The organism is Paracoccus sp. (in: a-proteobacteria) (assembly GCF_035556475.1).
GTDB lineage: Bacteria > Pseudomonadota > Alphaproteobacteria > Rhodobacterales > Rhodobacteraceae > Paracoccus.
Genome location: NZ_DATMFA010000100.1, coordinates 81,471 through 101,681, shown reverse-complemented (window position 1 = coordinate 101,681; position 20,211 = coordinate 81,471). Strand labels below are relative to the sequence as shown.

The window sequence follows — 20,211 nt, the reverse complement described above, 5'->3', positions numbered from 1 at the left end:
GGCGGTCATGTCGCAAAGCACATCCGCGCGCCGGGGCGTCTCTTTCTATATCCTCGCCGCCTTCTTCGGCCTTTTCGTGCTGTTCCTCTATGGGCCGATGCTGATGATCTTCATCCTCAGCTTTCAGGGGCCGACGGGCGGGCTGACCTTTCCGATGCGGGGCGTCTCGACGCATTGGTTCCATGACCTCTGGTCGTCGAGCCGCTATGGCGACCTTGGCGGAGCCCTCCGCCGCTCGCTGATCCTTGGCGTCATGGCCATGCTGATCACGGCGACGGTGTGCCTGTTTGCGGCGCTCGGCTTTCGCCGCAGGTTCTGGGGCGCCGGCCCGATCTTCTATCTGTCGATCATCAGCCTGATCGTTCCCGGCATCCTGCTGGGGCTGGGTATCAGCCAGCTTTTCCAGCTGCTCGGCCTTCGGCTGAGCTGGTGGCTTTCGGGCCTGGGCGCGCATCTCAGCTGGACGCTGCCCTTCGGGCTTCTGATCATGTTCGCCGTGCTGAACCGCTTCGACGGCTCGTGGGAGGAAGCCGCCCGCGATGCCGGCGCGCGCCCCTGGCAGGTCTTGCGTCTTGTCACCGTGCCGATCCTGTTCCCCGGCCTGATCGCGGTCGCCCTGTTCGGCTTCACCCTCTCCTATGACGAGATGCCGCGCTCGCTTCTGACCGTCGGGGGCAAGAACACCCTTCCCATCGAAATCTCGAACATGACAACCAATGTCACGACGCCGGCGCTTTACGCGATCGGGACCGTGACCTCAGCCGTCAGCTTTCTGGTGATCGCGCTCGCCTTCGCGGGCATTGCCGTCATCCAGAGGCAGCGGTCGCGCGCCAAGCGGGGAAAGAACTGAATGACCGAACAAAGCCGCATCGACATCCGCAACGTCACCAAGCTTTACGGGCGAGCGAAGGCTGTCAACAATGTCGACCTGACCATCGACGGCGGGGCCTATTGCTGCATGATCGGCCCGTCGGGTTGTGGCAAGACCACGCTGCTCAGGATGATCGCCGGGCATGAGACGCCGACCTCTGGCACCATCTCGATCGGCGGGACCGATGTGACGACGACCCGCACCGGCAGCCGTGGAACGGCGCTGATGTTTCAGAACTACGCGCTGTTTCCGCATCTGTCGCTGACCGACAACGTGGCCTTCAGCCTGCGCGTCAAGGGCGTTCGCGGCGATGAGCGACGGCAGGCGGCGCGCGAGATGCTGGAGCGGGTGCAGCTTCTGCATCTGGCGGACCGGGTGCCGTCGGAACTGTCCGGTGGCCAGCAACAGCGGGTCGCGCTGGCCCGCGCCTTGATCAACAAGCCCAAGGTTCTGCTTCTGGACGAGCCGCTATCGGCACTGGACGAGTTCCTGCGTCTGAAGATGCGGGTCGAATTGAAGCGGCTTCAGAACGATCTGGGCATCACCTTCATCCATGTCACCCATACCCAGCCCGAGGCGATCGCTCTGGCGGATCAGGTCGTGGTGATGGATCACGGGTTGATCGAGCAGGCCGCCAGCCCGCGCGAGATCTACAACCGCCCGCACAGCCCCTATGTCGCGCGGTTCATGGGCGGTCAGAACGTGCTGAGCGGCCGGGTCGAAAGCACCGATGGCGCCATGGCGGTCGTGACGGGGCCGAACGGCCTGACCTATGACCTTTCGGTCGGCCCCGAGATCCAGAGCGGGCAGGAATTGCGTTTTTCGGTGCGGCGGGACCGGATCGGGACGACGACCGGGGCCGTCCCGCGCAACGGCCTTTCAGGAACGGTCACGAATATCGAGTATCAGGGGACATTCGTGAAAGTCGCCCTCGACACCGGGCTGGGCGAGGAGTTCATCATCTACATGGATGACGACGCCTATTTCGCCCATCCCCGCGACGTGGGCGAGGTCGTTCATGCCGAGTGGAACCCGGTACTGAACCATCACCTGCCCGGCGCAAACAACTCGGCCGGCACGCCGCACGAGGATTAGGATGAAACCCGCGGTCCAGATCATCGCCCTTGGCGGCACGATCGCCTGCATGCCCGATACCGGCGTCTGCGGCGTGACGCCCGGCCTGACCGGAGCCGATCTGGTGGCGGCGGTTCCGCAGCTTGCCGGTCTGGCCGAGGTCTCGGCCCGCAATCTTTCGAACCTGCCCTCGACCGAGATCGGCGTTCCGCTGGTGATCGAACTGGCCCGCGCGATACGGGCGCATGAGGCAGAGGGCGTCGCCGGCATCGTGGTGACGCAGGGCACCGATACGATCGAGGAGACGGCGTTCCTGCTGAACCTGCTGCATCGGGGTCCGGTCCCCGTCGTGGTCACGGGCGCCATGCGCAACCCGTCGCTTCCGGGGGCCGACGGGGCGGCGAACCTGTTCAATGCCGTCGCCTGCGCGGCGGACCCGCAATGCCGGGATCTGGGGGTGATGGTCGCCTTCGACGACATGATCCATTCGGCCGCCTGGGTGCAGAAGCGCGATACCTCGTCGACGGGCGCCTTCTGGTCGCCGGCCCCGCTGGGCTGGATGGCCGAGGGGCGGCCTGCCCTTTATGCGCGGCCCCGGCGAGGCGCGGCCTTCGACCCGCCCCGCGATGCGACCCTGCCCTTCGTGCCGATCCTGAAGCCGGGCCTCTCCGATCCGCCGCTGCTGGTCGAGGCCTGTGTTGCCGCCGGCGCGAAGGGAATCGTCCTCGATCTTGCGGGCGGAGGGCATGTGCATTCCGCATGGCTCGATCCCCTGACAAGGGCCGCGCGGGATATTCCCGTCGTCTTTTCCAGCCGCACCCGCGGCGGGCGCGTGCTGTCAAAAACCTATGGCCAGATCGGGGGCGAGATTGACCTGCTGGCCCGCGGGCTGCATGGCAGCGGCGATCTGGACGTGCTGAAGGCGCGGCTGGTCCTGATGCTGACCCTGATGACGGGCGCATTCGAACGCTTCCACGAATTTACTGATCTGGGGTGGCGTAAGGACTGAGATCCGGCGCCGTTTCTGCCGGAAGACCCATGAAACATTCAACTGGGAGACCACTATGGCAAAGAAGATATACTGCGCGTTCGGCACCGACATCGACTCGGTCGCGGGCTGGATCGGCTCCTATGGGGGTGGTGACAGCCCCTCCGATATCCAGCGGGGCATCTTTGCGACCGAGGTGGGCATTCCGCGCCTTTTGCGCCTGTTCAAGAAATACGACCTGCGCACCAGCTTCTTCATTCCCGGCCATTCGCTGGAGACCTTTCCCGACCAGATGCGGATGATCGTCGATGCCGGCCACGAAGTCGGCGCGCATGGCTATCTGCACGAGAACCCGATCGCGATGACCCCCCAGCAGGAGGAGGACGTCCTGGTCAGGTCCATCGAGCTGATCGAGGGCCTGACCGGACGCGCGCCGCGCGGCTATGTCGCGCCCTGGTGGGAGATGTCGAACTCGACCGCCGCGCTGCTGCAGAAATACAATTTCAGCTATGACCACTCGCAGGGCTATCGCGACTTCCAGCCGTTCTATGCCCGTGTCGGCGATCAATGGAATGTCATCGACTATACCAAGCAGGCCAAGGACTGGATGCATCCGCTGAAGCACGGCAACGAGATCGACCTGGTCGATATCGCGGCCAACTGGTATGTGGATGACCTGCCGCCGATGATGTTCATGAAGAAGTCGCCGAACAGCCACGGCTTCGTCAATCCGCGCGATATCGAGGAGCTGTGGCGCGACCAGTTCGATTGGGTCTATCGCGAGATGGACTATGCCGTCTTCGCCTTTACCATCCACCCCGATGTTTCCGGTCGCCCGCAGGTGCTTTTGATGCTGGAGCGCCTGATCGAATACATCAATGGCCATGATGGCGTCGAATGGGCAACCTTCGAGGAGATTGCCGACGACTTCCGCCAGCGCTATCCCTTTGCCTCGGCCAAGCGGCCCGAAGTGATCTGAACGAAGAAAGGACGCGTCATGTGCAGTGCTTGCGGTTATCCCGCCGCGCCGGGTCACTGGACGGATGCGGGCGCACAGACGCCCGGAGACAGGCTGCGTCTGCGCTTTGCCAGGCTGGAGGCGGTTAACCGCCTTCTCGCCGCCTATGGGCTGAAGGCCTGGGATGATGGCGTGACCCCCGGCCTTCAGCTTTTCGCGCCGGGCGGACAGCGCGAGCTGGTGCCGGATCTGGCATCGCTGTGGAGCGTGGCCGAGCGGATGGCGGGCCAGCCCGTCGACCCGCTCTCGGACCGTGCCCTTGCAGTTGGCTGAGGCCACGCGGTCGGATGGCTGCCTGCCCGTAATCATCCTTGGTGGCTTTCTCGGGGCCGGGAAAAGCACCTGGCTGCGCCACCAGCTGCATGAAGGCCGCTTCGCCGGGTATCATGTCCTCGTGAACGAGGCTGCCGAAACCCCGGTCGACAACCTGCTGCTGGCCGGAGCGCGCAAGATCAGCGTTCTGGCCGGCGGCTGCGCCTGTTGCGCCGGGCTGCCGCATCTGCTGGCGGCCCTGCGCGCGCTTTGTGACGCCGCAAGCGGCAAGGAGGCGGGGCGCATCGCGGGTGTTCTGCTGGAAACCAGCGGCCTTGCCGATCCCGGCCGTATCGCGGCGGCCATGGCCGAGGACCCGGTCCTGTCGCGCCGCCTCGTCCTCGATCAGACGCTGGTTCTGGTCGACAGCCTGCACGGGGCACAGCAATTGACCGCCGAGGATCTGGCGCGCATGCAGATTGAGGCCGCGGATGAGCTGATCCTGACCAAGCCCGCCGGGGCCGATCCGGTGGCGCTGGCCCGGCTTGCCCTGTCCCTGAGCATACTCAATCCCGGCGCGGTGCTTTCCGCCGCTGAACAGGGCGTGGCCGTGCCGCCGCCAGAGTCGGTCCCCGGACTTGCCCCCTTTGATTTGCCGGCCCTCGGCCGATCCGAACCGATCCTGCCCTACCGTCTTGATGTCGGCCGCGATGGCGGATGGGTGGCGCTCTCGACCTGGCTCTCGGCCCTGCTTCACGCGCGGGGCGATGACATCGTGCGGATCAAGGGCGTCGTTCGCACCCCCGCCGGGCGGCTCTTGCTGCAATCCGTGCGGCGGGTGGTCCAGTCGCCCGAAATCCTGCCCGACGACGACACGGCCCTTGCCGGACCCGCGCCCGAGGAGGGCGTCATCGTGCTGATTGGTCGCGGCATCGACGCCGAAAGGCTGGCCCTGTCATGGCGGCGATTTGGCACATGACGGGACCATAAGCCCTAGTTCATCGGCGCGCCCGCACCGCGGGTGGCCATGGGCGAGAGCGCGCGGGGCAGGAACTTTCCGCCTTCCTTCGCCCCGAGGATCTCGCCCTCCTGCATCACCACCTCGCCCCGCAGGATCGTGGCATGCGGCCAGCCCGTGACCTCGAACCCTTCCCAAGGCGTATAGTCCGAGCCGTGATGCATCAGCGACTGGCTGATCGTCACCCTGCGCGCGGGATCCCACAGCACGATGTCGGCGTCATAGCCCGGCGCGATCGACCCTTTCGAGGTCAGCCCATAGATCCGCGCATGATTGGTCGAGGTCAGGGCGACGAACTCGTTTTCGGTGATCCGGCCCTTGGCCACGCCTTCCGACCACAGGATCGGCATACGCACCGCGACCCCCGGAATGCCGTTCGGAACCCATTTGAAGGCGGTTCGGGCCTTGGGGTTCTTCTTGCCCATCTCGCCCTCGAAATAGAACGGGCAATGGTCCGAGGAAAAGGTCTGGAACACCCCGGTCTGGATCCCGTTCCAGATGGCTTCCCAGCTTTTGTGATCGCGTGGCGGTGGCGAGCAGACATATTTGCTGCCGGTCTCGTCCATGTTCAGCCCCTTGAGGTCATCCGCCGTCAGCGAGACATATTGGGTGCAGGTCTCGCCCATGATCTTCAGCCCGCGATTGCGCGCCCATCTGATCTGCTCCATCGCCTCGCCGCCCGAGACATGGACGATCATGATCGGAACGCCCGTCAGTTCCGCATGGCTGATGGCACGGTGGGCGGCCTCGCGCTCGACCGACTGGGGGCGGGAGACGGCATGATAATAGGGCGCGACCTTACCCGCCTTCTCAAGCTTTTCGGTCATGAAGCGGATGGCGTCATAGCCCTCGCAATGAACCATGACGAGGGCGCCATGCTCGCCCGCGGCATCGAACACCTCGAGCAATTCGCGATCGTTCAGCACCATGTCCTCATAGGTCATGAAGACCTTGAGCGAGGTATAGCCAGCCGCCACGAGCGCGGGCAGTTCCTGCCCCAGCACGGCGGGGGTCGGATCGGTCAGGATCAGGTGAAAGCCATAGTCGCAATAGGACTGGCCCTCGGCCTCCTTGTGGTAATCCTCGACCGCCTTGCGCAGGGACATGCCGCGCGATTGCAGCGCAAAGGGAAGAACGGTCGTGTTCCCGCCCGCGATGGCGGAACGGGTGCCGCTTTCAAAGCCGTCGGCCATCGCCGGCCCGCCAAAGGCGGGTTGGGCCAGATGCACATGGCTGTCGATGCCTCCCGGCATGACCCGAAGCCCGGTGGCGTCAATCTCGCGCTTGCCCCTTGCCAATTCCAGACCGACCGCGACGATTTTGCCGTTGCGAATGCCCACATCCGCCTCTGCGGTGTCTGCGGCAGTGACCACGGTGCCGCCACGGATGACCAGATCATATTCCTGCATGATGCCCCTCCTCACACCATCACGTCGCCGCCGTTCGGCGACAGCGTTTGCCCGCAATAGAACGCCCCGCCCTTTTCCGAGGCGAGCAGCAACGCGGTCGGCGCGATCTCATCCGGCTGGCCGAAACGCTCGACCGGCAACTGGCCCTTCTTCATCGCAAGCCATGCATCGCTATGGCCCATCAGCAGCGGCGTTTCGACCGGGCCGGGGGCAATGCCGTTCACCATGACATTATGCGCCGCCCCCTCGTAGGAAAGCGCGCGGGTCAGGCCCACGACACCCGCCTTGGCGGCGACATAGGCTGCAAGGCCCGGCGCCCCCTTATAGGCCAGTTGCGAGGCGATGTTGACGATCCGGCCGTAGCGCCGCTCGAGCATTCCGGGAAAGAAGGCGTGGGTGACCAGAAAGACCCCGCGCAGGTTCACGCCCAGCATCCGGTCCCATTCGGCAACCGACACCTCGCCGAAGGGCTTGTCCTTGCCGCCGATGCCCGCGCAGTTGACCAGAATGTCGGGCTCGCCGATCGCGTCCCTGGTCCAGTCCGCCAGTGCCGAGACCCGCGCCTCATCGGCGACGTCGCATTCCATCGTGGCAAGCCTGTGCGACCGGGCGGTGAACTGTTCGTCCAGCGCCTGTGCCCCGGATGCATCGCCGAAATGGCAGATCGCCACGCTGGCCCCCGCATCCGCGAACAGGTTGGCGATGGCCGCCCCGATGCCCCGGCTGCCGCCGGTGATCAGGGCCTTGCGCCCCTGCAGGGAAAATGGTGTCGCGATGGCGTTCATTTTGTGCCTTCCTGAAGTCGAAGCCAGTCCAGATAGCTGCGTATGCCCTGTTCCAGGGTCATGCGGGGGCGATAGTCCAGGTCGCGCTCGGCCGCGGAAATGTCAAAGCGTTCCTGGCGCATGTCGCCTGGATCATCGCCGGGCGCGACCTCGATCCTTGCCTCGGGGATGACCCTCTTCACCGTCTTGGCGACTTCCGCCAGTGTCAGCCACGATCCCCCGGTGATGTTATAGGCTTGCTGGGGCAGCGCCTCCCGGTCGAGGGCCGCGATCATCGCGTCGCGCGCGTCGTCGATATGCAGATACTGGCGCGGGAAATCGCGGCCATAGGGGATATGCGTCGCCCGCCCGGCCATGGCATCGACCAGCATCTGGCGGATCAGGCAGGCGGTGCTGCGGCGCGGGCCATAGACCCAGCCGATGCGCAGGTTCACCGTGTCCACGCCGAATTGCAGCTTGTAGGCGTTCATCACATGCTCGGCCGCGGCCTTCGACGCCCCATACATCGTATCCGGGACCATGACGGTATTTTCGGAAACAGGGGCCGGTGGCGTCACGCCATAGGCGGTCGCGGTCGAGGCGAAGACCACGCGCACGCCCCCGATGATCCGGGCAAGTTCACCGATATTCGCGGCGCCGCCAATATTGACCTGCACCATCTGGATCGGGTGGTCAGGCGACACCATCGGCCCCGAAAACGCCCCGCAATGGAGGATCTTTCCGATGTCATGCGCCCTTGCAATGGCATGAAGGCCGTGGATGTCCGTCACATCGCATTCGCGGACCTCGCACCCGTCCACCTCGGCCGCCACGCGGTCGATGGCGATAACCCGGGTTCCGCGATCCTCAAGCTTGCGTCGCACCGCATTGCCGATCAGGCCGGCGGCACCGGTGACCAGAACATATTTCTCGCTCATTGGGATTCCTTCCCGGTCAGGCCGCATAGCGTTCGATCGGCAGTTCCGCGCCGAGAAGCATGCGGGTATAATCGTGCTGCGGATTGGCAAAGATGCGTTCGGTTTCCCCCGTCTCGACGATCTTGCCGTGACGCATCACTGCCACGTTATGCGCCAGCGAGCGGACCGAGTTCAGGTCGTGGGTAATGAACAGCGTCGCCAGATGCATCTCGCGCTGCAACTCGCGCACCAGGTCGATGATCTGCGCGCGCACGCGAATGTCGAGCGCCGTCGTTGGCTCGTCAAAGACCACGAAATCCGGACGGGTCGCCAGGGCCCGCGCCATCCCGACCCGCTTCTGTTCGCCCGCCGTCAGCGCGTGGGGATAGGTCTCGGCCAGACGCGCGGGCAGGCGGACAAGGTCAAGCATCTCCAGCACCCGCGCTTTCCGGGCGGTCCGGCTGGACATCGTCGGATCAAGCGCAAGCGGTTCGGCGATCAGCCGCGCCACCGTCCAGCGCGGGTTCAGCGCGACGTAGGGCTCCTGAAACACCATCTGGATATTGCGGCGCAACGGGCGGAAATCCCGATCAGGCAATGTCAGGATGTCGCGCTCGTCGAACTGCACCCTCCCGCTGTCCGAGCCGAGCAGCCTGACAAGGCACTGGCCCACGGTCGTCTTTCCCGAGCCGCTCTCGCCGACCAGCGCCAGCGTCTCGCCCCGTGGCACGGCAAATGAAACGTCATCCACCGCCTTGACCACATGCCCCGAGGAGGTCGGGAAATGCTTGACCAGATTGACCACCTCCAGCAGCGCGGGCGCCTTGGCCGGCTGCTGCGCGCGCCCCGAGCGGACCATCGGGGCCGGGCGCGCCCGCGCCGAGGCCAGCAGTTCCGCGCCATAGGCCGTCGCGGGGTGATTGAGGAAACCCGCCGTCGCGCCCTCCTCGACAATGCGACCCTCGCGCATGATTGCCACCCGGTCGCAATAGCGTGCGACGATGCCAAGGTCGTGCGTGATGATGATCGCGCCCATTCCCGCCTCGCGGCAGCGCGTCACCAGCAGGTCGAGCACCTGGACCTGAATGGTGGCGTCCAGTCCCAGCGTCGCATCGTCGGCAAGGATCACCCGAGGCTCTGCGATCAGGGCCATCGCGATGATCACCCGCTGGGCCATGCCGCCCGAAAGCTGATGCGGATAGGCCTGCGCGCGTTTTTCGGGATCGACGATGCCTACCTTGGCGAAAAGCGAAACAGCGGCGTCATGGGCGGCACCCGCGCTGAGTCCTTTATGGGCGCGCAGCACGTCCGCGACCTGCTCTCCCACCGGGCGGACCGGGTCCAGAAGCGACTTGGCATCCGTCCCGATCAGGGCCACGCCCCCGCCGCGCAACTGGCGCAGCTCACCGGCGGACATCTGCCGCAACTCGTGGCCGCCAATCTGCACAGTGCCGCCGCTGATGCGCCCCTTGCCGGGCAATAGGTCGATCAGCGCCCGGGCCAGAACGGATTTCCCGGCGCCGGTCTCGCCCACGATGCCCAGCACTTCGTCGGGGCGAAGCTGCAGGCTGACACCGTGCAGCACGGTCTTGTCCCCGAAGGCAACCGACAGATCGCGGGTTTCAAGCAATGGTTTTCTGTCGTGCATTTCCATCAGGCTCTCTCCCTGCGCGGATCAACATAGTCGCGCAGGGCATCCGCCATCAGGGCGAAGCTCAGCACGGAAAAGACGATGGCCAGTCCGGGGAATAGCGCGACCCACCAGACGCCAAGGATCATCTGCTGCGATCCGACCGAGACCATGAGCCCCCATTCCGGCAAGGGCATCCGCACCCCCGCGCCGATGAAGGACAGGCCCGCTGTCAGCAGGATTGCCATCCCGATCGAGATCGAGATCTGCACGATCGCCGGCGTCAGCGCATTGGGCAGGATATGGCGGAACATGATCTGGCCATCCGTCGCGCCTGAGCAGCGCGCGGCGGCGATAAAGGGCCGGTCGCGCAGCGACAGCGCCTCGGCCCGGATCAGGCGGGCAAAGATCGGGACGAAAAGCACCGCAAGGACGATGGCGACGTTCCAGATCTCCTGCCCCATCACCGATACCAGCGCCATGCCCAGGACAAAGACCGGAAAGGATTGGATGAAGTCGAAGACGCGCATGACGAAGGTGCTGGCCCAGCCACGGTAATATCCGACGACAAGGCCTACGGGCACGCCGATGACAAAGGCCACCGCGACCGCGACGATGGAGATCAGCAGGTTGACGCGCGTTGCATAGATGATGCGCGAATAGATATCCATGCCAGACACATCCGTGCCCAGCCAATGCGCGCCCGACGGCGGCTGAAGCGAGGCCAGCGGGTCCGCCTCGGTCGGGGCATGGGTGGCCAGAAGCGGCGCGAAGACGATCGCAACCACCTGGAGGAGCAGCAGCGCAAGCCCGAAGGCCGCACCAGGTCGGCTGAGGATGAAGGTAATGAAGTTCCTGATCTGCGACATGGCTGTTCCCTCAGACCTGAATCCGCGGGTCGGCCAGCTCGTAGAGAATATCCACGATCAGATAGACCACCAGGATGAAGACGGCCGCAACCAGCACGAAGCCCTGCAGCGCGGGATAATCGGAATAGGTCACGGCCTGCACCGCGTATTGGCCAAGGCCGCCCCATGAGAAGATCGTCTCGACCAGAACCGCGGCGCCCAGCAGGAAGCCGACAAGGAAGCCGATCAGCGTGATGATGGGCGGCAGGCTGTTACGCAGCGCGTTTCGGACGATGCGGCTTTGGCTCAGTCCGCTGGCGCGCTGGTGCCGGATGAAGTCCGCGCGCCAGATCTCGGCGAAGGTTGTCTTGGTCATCTTCATCAAGGCGCCGGCATTCACAATGGTCAGCGTCAGCACCGGCAGAAGCAGGCGTCCCGCCGCCGATCTCAGCGCCGCGAAATCTCCGGCGATCACGGCGTCGAACGTATAGAAGCCGGTCACGGTCGGCGGCGCCGCGATCATCGGGTCGATCCTGCCAAAGGGCGCCGCCGCGATTCCGAGGGTGCTGAACAGGAAGAAGATCAGCAAAAGCCCGACCCAGAAATCCGGGATCGCTCCGGCGGCCATGCCATAGAAGCGGCTGATGTAATCGGCAATCCCACCGGGGCGGACGACTGCCAGGACTGCGATGGCGACCGCAATCAGGATGGTCAGGATCATCGCATAGAAGATCAGCTCCAGCGTCGCCGGCGCGCGTTCCATCAGGTCGACGGCCACCGGGTTCGAAGTGAACAGCGATACCCCCAGATCCCCCTGCAGGACGCCACCCAGGTAATGTACGAATTGCTGCCAGGGGCTTCCGTCAAGTCCCAGTTGCTCGCGCAGGTTGGCGATGCTCTCCGGGGTCGCCATGTTGCCCAGCATCAGCAATGCCGGGTCGCCGGGCAGCAGCCGGACCAGCATGAAGGTCACGAAGATGACGCCCAGCATTTGCGGCACCACCATCGGAAGCCGCGTCAGGACGATGCGCAGCGTGCGCGGCAGACGCCGCCAGGTCGTCGAAAAAGTCATGTCGGTCATTCCATCAGGGAAGGATGCCCGCCGGATGGCCCGGCGGGCGACATCTCGGGTCAGAGATCATTCCTTGTAGAAGTCGAACCACGCATTGCCGTTGGGCGTGTACCAGGAATAGCCCTTGACGTTCTGGCGCGTCGCGAGCTGGTAGCCGGGGTTGAACAGGAAGATCCAGGGCGCGTTTTCCATGGTGATCTGCTGCACACGCTTCATGTCCGACAGCCGCTTCTCTTCCTCGGTTGAGGTGAGCGCGCTGTTGATCAACTCGTTCACCTCGTCGCTGTGGAAGCGCGAATAGTCGATCAGCGAATTGCTGTTCAGCCACAGGTTCGCCACATAGGCCGCATCGGGAACAATCGCCATGTCGCGGAAGAAATACATCGGGATCTGGCCCTTCGTATAACGCTCGACCAGGGTGGATGCCGGCAGCTTGGACAGGGTGACATCCACGCCCGCCTTGGCGAATGCGGTCTTCAGGATGACCGCAAGCTCTTCCTCAAGCTGGTCGCCGGTCCGATAGCCAAGCTCGGTCTTGAAGCCGTCCGGCAATCCTGCCTCGGCCAGCAAAGCCTTGGCCTTCTCCACATCGTTGCCGAAATTGTAGTATTCTTCGGTAAAGGCCGGATAGATCTCGGAAATCGGGCTTTTGGTGGGTCGGGCAGTGTCGAAATAGACGGCCTTTGCGATCTCGTCCCGCGGTACGAGGTAGTTCAGCGCAAGGCGAACCTTGGGATTGTCGAAGGGCGGCGTTTCGTTCTGCATCTCGACCCGGTGGACGAAGTTGCCGAACACCTTGTTGATCGTCACGCCCGGCATCTGCCCCAGCATCGAGAGTTCGCGCGGCGACAGGTATTCGGCTACGTCCACCGCCCCGGCCTGCAATGCCGCAAGGCGGTTCGCGCTGGTCGGCATCTCGCGGAAGATGACCTTCTTCAGCTTCGGCGCGCCGCGGTAATAATCCGGGTTGGCCTCATAGATGATTTCCTGCCCCGGCGCATATTTGGTCACCTTGTAAGGCCCGAAGGATGCCGAATTGGTGGCAAGCCAGCGCTGTCCCCAGGGATCCGCGTCGGTCAGGTGCTCCTTCATCGTGTCCGAGTCGAGAATGCCCAGATCGCTGTTGATCCACAGCTTCTCCAGTAAGGGCGAGGCGTTGGGGATGCTGACCTTGACGGTCATGTCATCAATCTTGTCAAAGGCCGCATCGAAATCCTCGATCTTGAGGATCTGGGTCATATACCAGTGAAAGTTCGACTTCAGGTTCCAGCCGCGCTCGAACGACCACATGACGTCATCGGCATCCAGCGGATGCCCCGTGCCGCTGACCACACCGGGGCGCAGGTGGAAGGTGATCGATTTGAAGTCGGGCGCCACCTCCCAAGATTCGGCCAATGCGCCGGCGACCTTCGAGAAATCCTCGTAGAAAATGCCGTCCTCGCCCTTCTTCATCTCATAGGTCAGCAACCGCTCGTTCACGTTGCGGCGCAATTCGTGGGCGGCCTCGGTGGGCGGATATTCCTGATCGAGGGATTCCGGGGTGCGCGGGCCGGCGACGATCAGGGTTTCCTCCGCGCTTTGCGCCCAGGCCGGCTGACCGGCGAAAGGTGCGGCGAGGGCTAGCGCTCCCAGCGCGGTCTGCATCAGCAAGCGTCGGCTGGAGAAAAGAAGTGTCTTGAGTTCCAAGTCATTAACTCCCTGCGATGAAGCTGTTGACCTGTTCCGTCTTCGCGAAACTTGGGGCGTACAGCTGGTTTACTTGATTGGATACAATGAAAAGGACAATGTTGGACTGTGTCAATTGAAATTGCCGGGGCGACATGCAATATCAGCTGAAAGCACGGAGATCCGCGCGGAGCAAAAAGGAATGCTCAGGTTTTAGGCTGACATTGAACGGCACGGGGGCATTTCGGAAAGCGCATGAACAGCAAGGAAAATTCAGCGGACGGCCCCTCTCAGAAGCGCCGTCACGGCTATACCGAGCAGGAGATCACGCGCCGCCTGATCGAGGCGATCTTCGAGCAGCGCCTGCCACCGGGGGAAAGGATCACCGAGGCGAAGCTTGCCGAAATCTTCGGCGTCAGCCGGACCGTCGTGCGCGCCTCGATGGGCAAGCTCTCGGAGATCGGGGTTTTCAAGAAGACGCCGAACCTTGGCTATACGATCGCCGCCCCCTCGCGCGCGGAAGCCAGAATGATGCTGGACGTGCGGAAAATGATCGAGCCGGGCATGGTCCATTCGATCGCGCTGGCCCGCTCGGCCGAGGATCTGGAGCGCCTGAACCATCATATCGCGACTGAGGAAGCGGCGCGGAATGCTGGCGACCGCTCGACCCTCGTGCGCCTGACCGGAGAGTTTCACCTGAAGCTGGCCGAGATCAGCGGCAACGTCTACCTGGTTCACATGCTGACGCAATTGCAGGTGCTGACCTGTCTTGCGATCCTGGTGCACGCGGAATCCGAGACGGGCTGCCCGAGGGATGAGCATAGCAGCATCGTCCGCGCGATTGCCCTCGGCGATGGGGAAAAGGCCGCGGCCGAGATGGCGCATCATCTTTCCCATATCGCGGATGAGCTGCAACTCGACAGGCCCCGGCCGGAGCCAAGTCTGGAAAGCGCCCTTCAATGGCTGGGCGGGTTGGGCCGGGCAAGCTAGGCTGCCCGAAACCTGAAGGGCTGCCCGGTCGCAGGCCCTCCCCCTTCTCCTCATGGACACGCCACCAAGCCGCAGCGGCTCCGGTGGCAGATATGCCCCTGCTGTCTTGGACAGGGGGCTTTTTCGTGTCGTGAGTTCCCAGTCGGACGACCTGATGCAAATGTCGCGAAATCTTCACGTGGCTGTCGGGCAACCGAGACACTGCGCATCTATCAGCCCTCGCAGATGACGAAAGGATAGCCAGTGCTGCAGGTCAGGAACGTCACGCGGATCTTTGGTCAGCGGGCCGCGGTGAACGATATCAGCTTCTCGGTGGACGGGCCCGCCTTCGTCGGCATCATCGGCCGCTCGGGCGCGGGGAAATCGACCTTTCTCAGGATGATGAACCGGCTGACCGACGCGACGGAGGGCCAGATCCTGGTCGAGGGGCGTGACATCCTGGCCCTGCGCGGCGCGGCGCGGCGGCAATGGCAAAGCGATTGCGCGATGATCTTCCAGCAGTTCAATCTGGTGCCGCGCATGGATGTGGCGTCGAACGTCCTGCATGGCATCCTGAACCGCCGTTCGACCCTGCAGACCATGTTCAACCTGTGGTCGCGCGACGACATCCTGCGCGCCCTCTCGATCCTTGACCGGCTGGGCATCGTCGAGCAGGCATCGAAACGCGCCGAAGCCCTGTCGGGCGGTCAGCAGCAACGCGTGGCGATTGCCCGCGCGCTGATGCAGGATCCGCGGATCGTTCTGGCGGACGAACCCATCGCAAGCCTCGATCCGATGAATGCGCAGGTCGTGATGGACACGCTGAAGCGCATCAACGTGGAGGACGGGCGCATGGTCATCGCCAACCTGCACACGCTGGACACCGCGCGCCGCTATTGCGACCGGGTGATCGGCATGCGCGACGGGCGTATCGTCTTCGACGGCACGCCCGACCAGCTTTCCTCGGGTGTGGCCCGCGACATCTATGGCGCGGACGCCAGTTTCAACGAGGCGGCGACCTCGACCGCGATCCCCTCCGACAAGGCCCCCGACGACGTCTATGCGGCGCGGATGCTGGCCTGAACCCCATCCCGGCCAACCGGCCGCGGCCTTCAACCCATGGAGACACCATGAAGATCCTTCCTCTGGCGCTTGCCGCCGCTACCGCGCTTTCGCCCTTCGCCGCTTCCGCGCAGGAGATCACCCAGTTCAATATCGGCATCCTCGGTGGCGAGAACGCGCAGGACCGCATGAACTCGAACGAGTGCTACCGCGCCGCCATCGAGGAAGCCCTTGGCGTCCCGGTCAAGATCTTCACGCCCGCCGACTATGACGGCGTGATTCAGGGCCTGCTAGGCGGGACGCTGGACATGGCGTGGATGGGCGCCTCGGGCTATGCCAAGATCTACCTGACCAATCCCGACGCCGTGACCCCGGTTCTGACCAAGCAGAATGTCGACGGCTCGACCGGCTATTATTCGTTCGCCTTCGCGCGCAAGGACAGCGGCATCGCCTCGATCGAGGATGCCAAGGGCAAGACCTTCGTGTTCGCCGACCCGAACTCGACTTCGGGCTATCTGGTGCCGGGCGCGGAACTGACCGAGGCCTATGGCCCGCTGGACGAGTTCTTCAGCGAAGTGCGCTTCTCGGGCGGTCATGAGCAGTCGATCGTCGCCGTCGCCAATGGCGATGCTGCGGCCGGTGTCAGCTGGGCCGACGGCTTGGGCGACTGGGAAGATGGCTACAATTCGGGCGCTTTCCGCAAAGCTGCCGATGCCGGTCTGGTCGACATGAACGACATCGTCGAAATCTGGAAATCCAAGCTGATCCCCGAGGGTCCGATGGTCCTTCGCAACGCATTGCCGCAGGACGTGAAGGACAAGGTCACGCAGCTGACCGCCGACCTGCACGAGACGAACAAGGAATGCGCCTATGGCGTTGCCGCCGGCGACGCGATGGACTTCGTTCCGGTCGATCACAGCGCCTATGAGGGCGTCGTCGCCGCCCGCAAGCTGGAAGAATCGAACAGCTGATCTCTGCAGAACCAAGGCCGCGCCCCCGTCCGGGCGCGGCCATCTTTTTTGAGGGTCGAGGGTTCGATGGCCGACACCGCCTATCAGGACAGATACATCGCGCTGCAGCAGGTCCAATCCTCCTATCTGGATCTGGTCCGCCGTCGGCGGATGTATGGCGGCATCCTGCTGATCTTTTTCGTCGCCATGATGGCCTCGGGCTTCGATCTGGCGCAATCGCGCAATGCGGGCGGCTTTATCGACGGGCTGCCGATGGTGTTCTCTTTCCCGGCCGAGGTTCTGTCCGAGGCATGGGAGAAGCGCGCCAATATCCCCGGCATGTTCGCCACGCATTTCCCCTCGCTGATCGAGACCATCAATATCGCCGCGGTATCCACTCTGCTCGGCGGGCTCGCTGCGATGGTTCTGGCGCTGCTCTCCACGCGCGGACTTTCCCGCTGGCCGGCCCTGACGCCGGTGTTCCGCCGCCTGATGGATGCCTGCCGCGCGATCCCCGAGATCGTCATCGCGCTGATGCTGATCTATATCCTCGGGGGCGGTCCGGTGCCCGCCGTCGCCGCCATCGCGCTGCACACTGCGGGCGCGCTTGGCAAGTTGTTCTCGGAAGTGGCTGAAAATGCTGATCTGAAGCCCGTCGAGGGGCTTGCTTCGGTTGGGGCCAGCTGGGGCCAGCGCATGTTCCTCGGCATCATTCCGCAGGTTGCACCCAACTGGCTCTCCTATGCGCTCATGCGGTTCGAGATCAATGTCCGCGCCAGTGCAATCCTCGGCTTCGTCGGTTCGGGCGGGATCGGCTACGATCTCAAGATCGCGATGCAATGGGGTCAGGGGCGCTATGACGAGGTCGTGGCGATCTTCCTGCTGCTGTTCGTCACCATCGTCGCGATCGACCGCCTGTCCGACTACGCCCGCGCCCGTCTCGTGAAAGGCCGCCCAGCATGACCGACGCCACGATGTTTCCGCAGGACGAGAGTGCCCGCCCCGTTTTGGCCAGCTTCGGTCGCCGCCGGGTGATCAGCTTCGCGTTGCCGCTGGCGATCCTGGCCTATCTGCTCTACGCCGCGATTTCCTTCGACATTGCGGGTCTGGCGCAGCGGGCGCGGATGGACAATGCGGCGCTGCTCCTTTCCGATTTCTGGCAGCACAAGACCCATGTGACCCGCGACAACCGCAGCGGTGCGCTGAGTGTCGCGGTCGAGGGCGAGGCCAAGGGCCGCTACCCCGAAGGCCGCCTGCCCGATTTCGTCACGGTCAGCGACGACACGACCACCATCGATCTGGGTCAGGGCCACATCGTCACCTATTCGCCGGAGGGCGCGCGTTATCTGCATCCCGGCTACGGCGCCATCGACATTCGCCCCGACGGCGGCCGCCTGATCCTGACCGCGCCCGAACCGCGCCCCGATTGGATCAACGCATCCGACACCCGCGTCAGCATCACGACCGAGCGCGGGCGCTTTGCCTATACGCGCTCGAAGGTCGAGACGTTCCGCTATTCCGCGGGCTGGCCGCTGTTCTTCTTCACGCTGGACAGCCCCTTCGCCTATCTCAGCTGGCCGGAGCTGGCCAAAGCCGCCCTGTGGGGCGAGCGCATCAATCCCGACATGCCGAACATTGCCGCGATGGCCCATGATTTCTGGACCAACTCGATGTGGCGGCATGGCGACGTCTTCTGGGCGATGGGCGAAACGGTCCTGATGGCCTTTCTGGGCACGATGGGTGCCGCGATCATCTCTGTGCCTCTGGCGTTCATGGCCGCGTCGAACATGAACCCGCTGGGTCCGCTGCGCTTTGCCCTGCGCCGTGTCTTCGATTTCATCCGCGGGGTGGATGCGTTGATCTGGACCATCGTTCTTGCCCGCGCCTTCGGCCCCGGCCCGATGACCGGGTCACTGGCGATCCTGCTGACCGATACTGGAAGTTTTGGCAAGTTGTTCTCGGAAGCCTTGGAAAACATCGACGAAAAGCAGGTCGAGGGCGTGCGCTCCACCGGCGCGGATGCGCTGCAGCGCGCCCGTTTCGGGGTGATCCCGCAGGTGACGCCGGTGCTGTTGTCGCAGGTGCTCTATTTCCTCGAATCCAACACCCGCGGTGCGACCGTGATCGGCGCCATCGTCGGCGGCGGCATCGGCCTTTTGCTGACGCAAGCGATCCAGACCCAGAAGGACTGGGAGGATGTCGCCTATTACATGATCCTGATCGTGCTGACCGTCATCGCCATGGACAGCCTGTCGGGCTGGCTGCGCCGCAAGCTGATCAGGGGCGAGTAATGGCGAAACTCTCTCCCGACGCGCCGCTGCTCCACCCCGGCGCCATCGTCACCAACTCGTCCTTCGGCGGCTGGTGCGAGGTCGGCGCGCAATCAAATGTGCTGAATTCGGAATTTGGCGACTATGCCTATTGCGAGCGTCTGTGCGACATCGCCAATAGCAGCATCGGCAAATTCGCGAATATCGCTGCAATGTGCCGGATCGGGCCGACCGATCACCCGATGCAGACGGCCAGCCTGCATCATTTCCTGTATCGCTCCTCCTATTACTGGGACGATGCTGCGGATGATGCCGGTTTCTTCGCCGCCCGAACCCAGCGGCGCACGGTGATCGGGCCTGACACCTGGCTGGGCCACGGCGTGATCGTGAAGCCTGACGTGACCATTGGCACTGGTGCGATCGTCGCATCCGGTGCGGTCGTGACCAAAGACGTCGCCCCCTATATGATCGTCGCGGGCGTTCCCGCGGTTCCGCTGCGCGCGCGATTTCAGCCGGCGGTCGCCGATCGTCTGATGGCGCTTGCATGGTGGGACTGGGACCATGCAAGCCTGCGCAGCGCGCTGGAGGATTTTCGCGCCCTTCCGGCAGAGGCGTTTCTGGAGAAATACGGCGGCTAATCCGGGTTCACGGTCAGCGTCACCCGGTCGCCCGCGAACCATGTCGTTCCGTATTCGACTGGCACACCCTCGGCATCGACATTGATCGAAACCGAGCGCAATACTGGCGCGCCCTGCGGCAGTTCCAACGCCAGAGCCATCGTCGCGGGCGCGATCTTGGCGGTCAGGCGCGTCTCGGCCCGCGTGTAATCCGCGACGCCGCAAGCGGACAGGGCCCGCGTGACCGATGTTTCGGCCTCGAGATGAGGCAGCAGATCCGGGAACCGCGCCGCATCGAAGACCGAGCGGAACACCCCGAGCGGCAGGCCATCCGCCATCGAGACGCCTTCCATGACGTGAACCTGCGCGCCCGGGGGCAGCTGCAGCGCCTCGGCCTCCTTCGCATCGGCGGCGCGGGTGTCCAGCAGCGTCAGGCGGCGCGAGGCCGTGCGGCCCGATGCCGCGACGTTCTGGTGGAACCGCACCCGCCGCCCCAGCGGATAATCGGTCGGAACCGATGTCACGAAAACCCCCGCCCCCCGCCGCGTCCGCAACGTGCCGGCTTCGACAAGTGCTGCGATGGCGTGGCGCACGGTATGGCGGTTGACGCCGAAACGGGCGGCAAGCTCGGCCTCGGTCGGCAGGCGGTCGCCGGGGCGATAGTGACCGTCCCCGATCTCGGCCGTCAGCGTATCGGCGATGGATTTCCAGATCGGCTGTCTCGTCATCGAAAATTCACAACTCTCGGCTTGAGCCACGCGCTGCGGCACGCTATCACTTGTATAGTTGTATAGGATACTAGACAAGCTGGCAAGAT

20 protein-coding genes are annotated in these 20,211 nt (G+C 64.2%); 12 read left to right on the top strand and 8 right to left on the bottom strand.

Features of this window, described 5'->3' with window-relative positions:
• The first annotated feature begins 7 nt into the window (after positions 1-7).
• The 6 genes from VNQ78_RS13710 to VNQ78_RS13685 are packed head-to-tail and all read left to right on the top strand — an operon-like array spanning position 8 to position 5,182.
• Complete coding sequence (locus VNQ78_RS13710; RefSeq protein ID WP_325690676.1) at positions 8-850, top strand: ABC transporter permease; 843 nt, start codon at positions 8-10, stop codon at positions 848-850.
• On the top strand, positions 851-1,966 hold the full coding sequence (locus tag VNQ78_RS13705; protein ID WP_325690674.1) for an ABC transporter ATP-binding protein: 1,116 nt from the start codon (positions 851-853) through the stop codon (positions 1,964-1,966). It abuts the gene before it with no gap.
• Position 1,967: 1 nt separating this feature from the next.
• On the top strand, positions 1,968-2,954 hold the full coding sequence (locus VNQ78_RS13700) for an asparaginase (protein WP_325690672.1): 987 nt from the start codon (positions 1,968-1,970) through the stop codon (positions 2,952-2,954).
• A gap of 55 nt (positions 2,955-3,009) precedes the next feature.
• Entirely contained in the window at positions 3,010-3,912 is a 903-nt protein-coding gene (locus VNQ78_RS13695) for a polysaccharide deacetylase (protein ID WP_325690670.1), read from the top strand.
• Between the two features lie 18 nt (positions 3,913-3,930).
• Positions 3,931-4,224, top strand: coding sequence for a hypothetical protein (locus VNQ78_RS13690; RefSeq protein WP_325690668.1), 294 nt, complete (start codon positions 3,931-3,933; stop codon positions 4,222-4,224).
• Positions 4,211-5,182, top strand: coding sequence for a CobW family GTP-binding protein (locus VNQ78_RS13685; protein ID WP_325690666.1), 972 nt, complete (start codon positions 4,211-4,213; stop codon positions 5,180-5,182). Before VNQ78_RS13690 ends, VNQ78_RS13685 begins: the two co-directional genes overlap by 14 nt.
• 14 nt (positions 5,183-5,196) lie before the next feature.
• Here the strand turns inward: VNQ78_RS13685 and hydA are convergent, their stop codons facing one another.
• The 7 genes from hydA to VNQ78_RS13650 all read right to left on the bottom strand — a co-directional run bounded on the left by hydA (position 5,197) and on the right by VNQ78_RS13650 (position 13,547).
• Positions 5,197-6,630, bottom strand: coding sequence for a dihydropyrimidinase (gene hydA, locus VNQ78_RS13680; protein WP_325690663.1), 1,434 nt, complete (start codon positions 6,628-6,630; stop codon positions 5,197-5,199).
• Between the two features lie 11 nt (positions 6,631-6,641).
• Positions 6,642-7,415, bottom strand: a complete 774-nt coding sequence (locus VNQ78_RS13675) for a 3-oxoacyl-ACP reductase FabG (RefSeq protein WP_325690661.1) — start codon at positions 7,413-7,415, stop codon at positions 6,642-6,644.
• Complete coding sequence (locus VNQ78_RS13670; protein WP_325690659.1) at positions 7,412-8,332, bottom strand: NAD(P)-dependent oxidoreductase; 921 nt, start codon at positions 8,330-8,332, stop codon at positions 7,412-7,414. The genes VNQ78_RS13675 and VNQ78_RS13670 overlap by 4 nt, the downstream gene beginning before the upstream one ends.
• Positions 8,333-8,348: 16 nt before the next feature.
• Positions 8,349-9,965, bottom strand: coding sequence for an ABC transporter ATP-binding protein (locus VNQ78_RS13665; RefSeq protein WP_325690657.1), 1,617 nt, complete (start codon positions 9,963-9,965; stop codon positions 8,349-8,351).
• The gene (locus VNQ78_RS13660; protein WP_325690655.1) at positions 9,965-10,810 is read right to left on the bottom strand and encodes an ABC transporter permease; all 846 of its coding nucleotides are present in this window, start codon (positions 10,808-10,810) and stop codon (positions 9,965-9,967) included. The genes VNQ78_RS13665 and VNQ78_RS13660 overlap by 1 nt, the downstream gene beginning before the upstream one ends.
• 10 nt (positions 10,811-10,820) lie before the next feature.
• Positions 10,821-11,861: an ABC transporter permease gene (locus VNQ78_RS13655; protein ID WP_325690653.1), complete on the bottom strand. Its 1,041-nt coding sequence runs from the start codon at positions 11,859-11,861 to the stop codon at positions 10,821-10,823.
• Positions 11,862-11,927: 66 nt separating this feature from the next.
• A complete protein-coding gene (locus VNQ78_RS13650; RefSeq protein ID WP_325690651.1) occupies positions 11,928-13,547 on the bottom strand; it encodes an ABC transporter substrate-binding protein in 1,620 nt (539 codons plus the stop codon).
• A gap of 234 nt (positions 13,548-13,781) precedes the next feature.
• Between VNQ78_RS13650 and VNQ78_RS13645 the strand changes: the two genes are divergently transcribed.
• The 6 genes from VNQ78_RS13645 (at position 13,782) to VNQ78_RS13620 (ending at position 19,415) form a co-directional block, all read left to right on the top strand.
• A complete protein-coding gene (locus VNQ78_RS13645) occupies positions 13,782-14,516 on the top strand; it encodes a GntR family transcriptional regulator (RefSeq protein WP_325690649.1) in 735 nt (244 codons plus the stop codon).
• Positions 14,517-14,759: 243 nt separating this feature from the next.
• Positions 14,760-15,578, top strand: coding sequence for a phosphonate ABC transporter ATP-binding protein (gene phnC / locus VNQ78_RS13640; protein WP_325690647.1), 819 nt, complete (start codon positions 14,760-14,762; stop codon positions 15,576-15,578).
• Between the two features lie 47 nt (positions 15,579-15,625).
• A complete protein-coding gene (phnD, locus tag VNQ78_RS13635) occupies positions 15,626-16,528 on the top strand; it encodes a phosphonate ABC transporter substrate-binding protein (protein WP_325690645.1) in 903 nt (300 codons plus the stop codon).
• A gap of 66 nt (positions 16,529-16,594) precedes the next feature.
• Positions 16,595-17,470: a phosphonate ABC transporter, permease protein PhnE gene (phnE, locus tag VNQ78_RS13630; RefSeq protein ID WP_325690643.1), complete on the top strand. Its 876-nt coding sequence runs from the start codon at positions 16,595-16,597 to the stop codon at positions 17,468-17,470.
• On the top strand, positions 17,467-18,798 hold the full coding sequence (gene phnE / locus VNQ78_RS13625; protein WP_325690641.1) for a phosphonate ABC transporter, permease protein PhnE: 1,332 nt from the start codon (positions 17,467-17,469) through the stop codon (positions 18,796-18,798). The genes phnE (VNQ78_RS13630) and phnE (VNQ78_RS13625) overlap by 4 nt, the downstream gene beginning before the upstream one ends.
• A complete protein-coding gene (locus tag VNQ78_RS13620) occupies positions 18,798-19,415 on the top strand; it encodes a chloramphenicol acetyltransferase (protein WP_325690639.1) in 618 nt (205 codons plus the stop codon). Before phnE (VNQ78_RS13625) ends, VNQ78_RS13620 begins: the two co-directional genes overlap by 1 nt.
• Here VNQ78_RS13620 and phnF read toward each other — a convergent pair.
• Positions 19,412-20,122 (bottom strand): phosphonate metabolism transcriptional regulator PhnF, encoded by a 711-nt coding sequence (gene phnF, locus VNQ78_RS13615; protein ID WP_325690637.1) that lies wholly within the window; start codon positions 20,120-20,122, stop codon positions 19,412-19,414. The two genes, VNQ78_RS13620 and phnF, sit on opposite strands and share 4 nt — an antisense overlap.
• Positions 20,123-20,211 lie beyond the last annotated feature (89 nt).

Bases quoted from the DNA above. Each gene is read 5' to 3' on its own strand.
- VNQ78_RS13710 (WP_325690676.1), top strand. From the start codon at position 8: ATGTCGCAAAGCACATCCGCGCGCCGGGGCGTCTCTTTCTATATCCTC.
- VNQ78_RS13705 (WP_325690674.1), top strand. From the start codon at position 851: ATGACCGAACAAAGCCGCATCGACATCCGCAACGTCACCAAGCTTTAC.
- VNQ78_RS13700 (WP_325690672.1), top strand. From the start codon at position 1,968: ATGAAACCCGCGGTCCAGATCATCGCCCTTGGCGGCACGATCGCCTGC.
- VNQ78_RS13695 (WP_325690670.1), top strand. From the start codon at position 3,010: ATGGCAAAGAAGATATACTGCGCGTTCGGCACCGACATCGACTCGGTC.
- VNQ78_RS13690 (WP_325690668.1), top strand. From the start codon at position 3,931: ATGTGCAGTGCTTGCGGTTATCCCGCCGCGCCGGGTCACTGGACGGAT.
- hydA (WP_325690663.1), bottom strand. From the start codon at position 6,630: ATGCAGGAATATGATCTGGTCATCCGTGGCGGCACCGTGGTCACTGCC.
- VNQ78_RS13675 (WP_325690661.1), bottom strand. From the start codon at position 7,415: ATGAACGCCATCGCGACACCATTTTCCCTGCAGGGGCGCAAGGCCCTG.
- VNQ78_RS13670 (WP_325690659.1), bottom strand. From the start codon at position 8,332: ATGAGCGAGAAATATGTTCTGGTCACCGGTGCCGCCGGCCTGATCGGC.
- VNQ78_RS13665 (WP_325690657.1), bottom strand. From the start codon at position 9,965: ATGGAAATGCACGACAGAAAACCATTGCTTGAAACCCGCGATCTGTCG.
- VNQ78_RS13660 (WP_325690655.1), bottom strand. From the start codon at position 10,810: ATGTCGCAGATCAGGAACTTCATTACCTTCATCCTCAGCCGACCTGGT.
- VNQ78_RS13655 (WP_325690653.1), bottom strand. From the start codon at position 11,861: ATGACTTTTTCGACGACCTGGCGGCGTCTGCCGCGCACGCTGCGCATC.
- VNQ78_RS13645 (WP_325690649.1), top strand. From the start codon at position 13,782: ATGAACAGCAAGGAAAATTCAGCGGACGGCCCCTCTCAGAAGCGCCGT.
- phnD (WP_325690645.1), top strand. From the start codon at position 15,626: ATGAAGATCCTTCCTCTGGCGCTTGCCGCCGCTACCGCGCTTTCGCCC.
- phnE (WP_325690643.1), top strand. From the start codon at position 16,595: ATGGCCGACACCGCCTATCAGGACAGATACATCGCGCTGCAGCAGGTC.
- phnE (WP_325690641.1), top strand. From the start codon at position 17,467: ATGACCGACGCCACGATGTTTCCGCAGGACGAGAGTGCCCGCCCCGTT.
- VNQ78_RS13620 (WP_325690639.1), top strand. From the start codon at position 18,798: ATGGCGAAACTCTCTCCCGACGCGCCGCTGCTCCACCCCGGCGCCATC.
- phnF (WP_325690637.1), bottom strand. From the start codon at position 20,122: ATGACGAGACAGCCGATCTGGAAATCCATCGCCGATACGCTGACGGCC.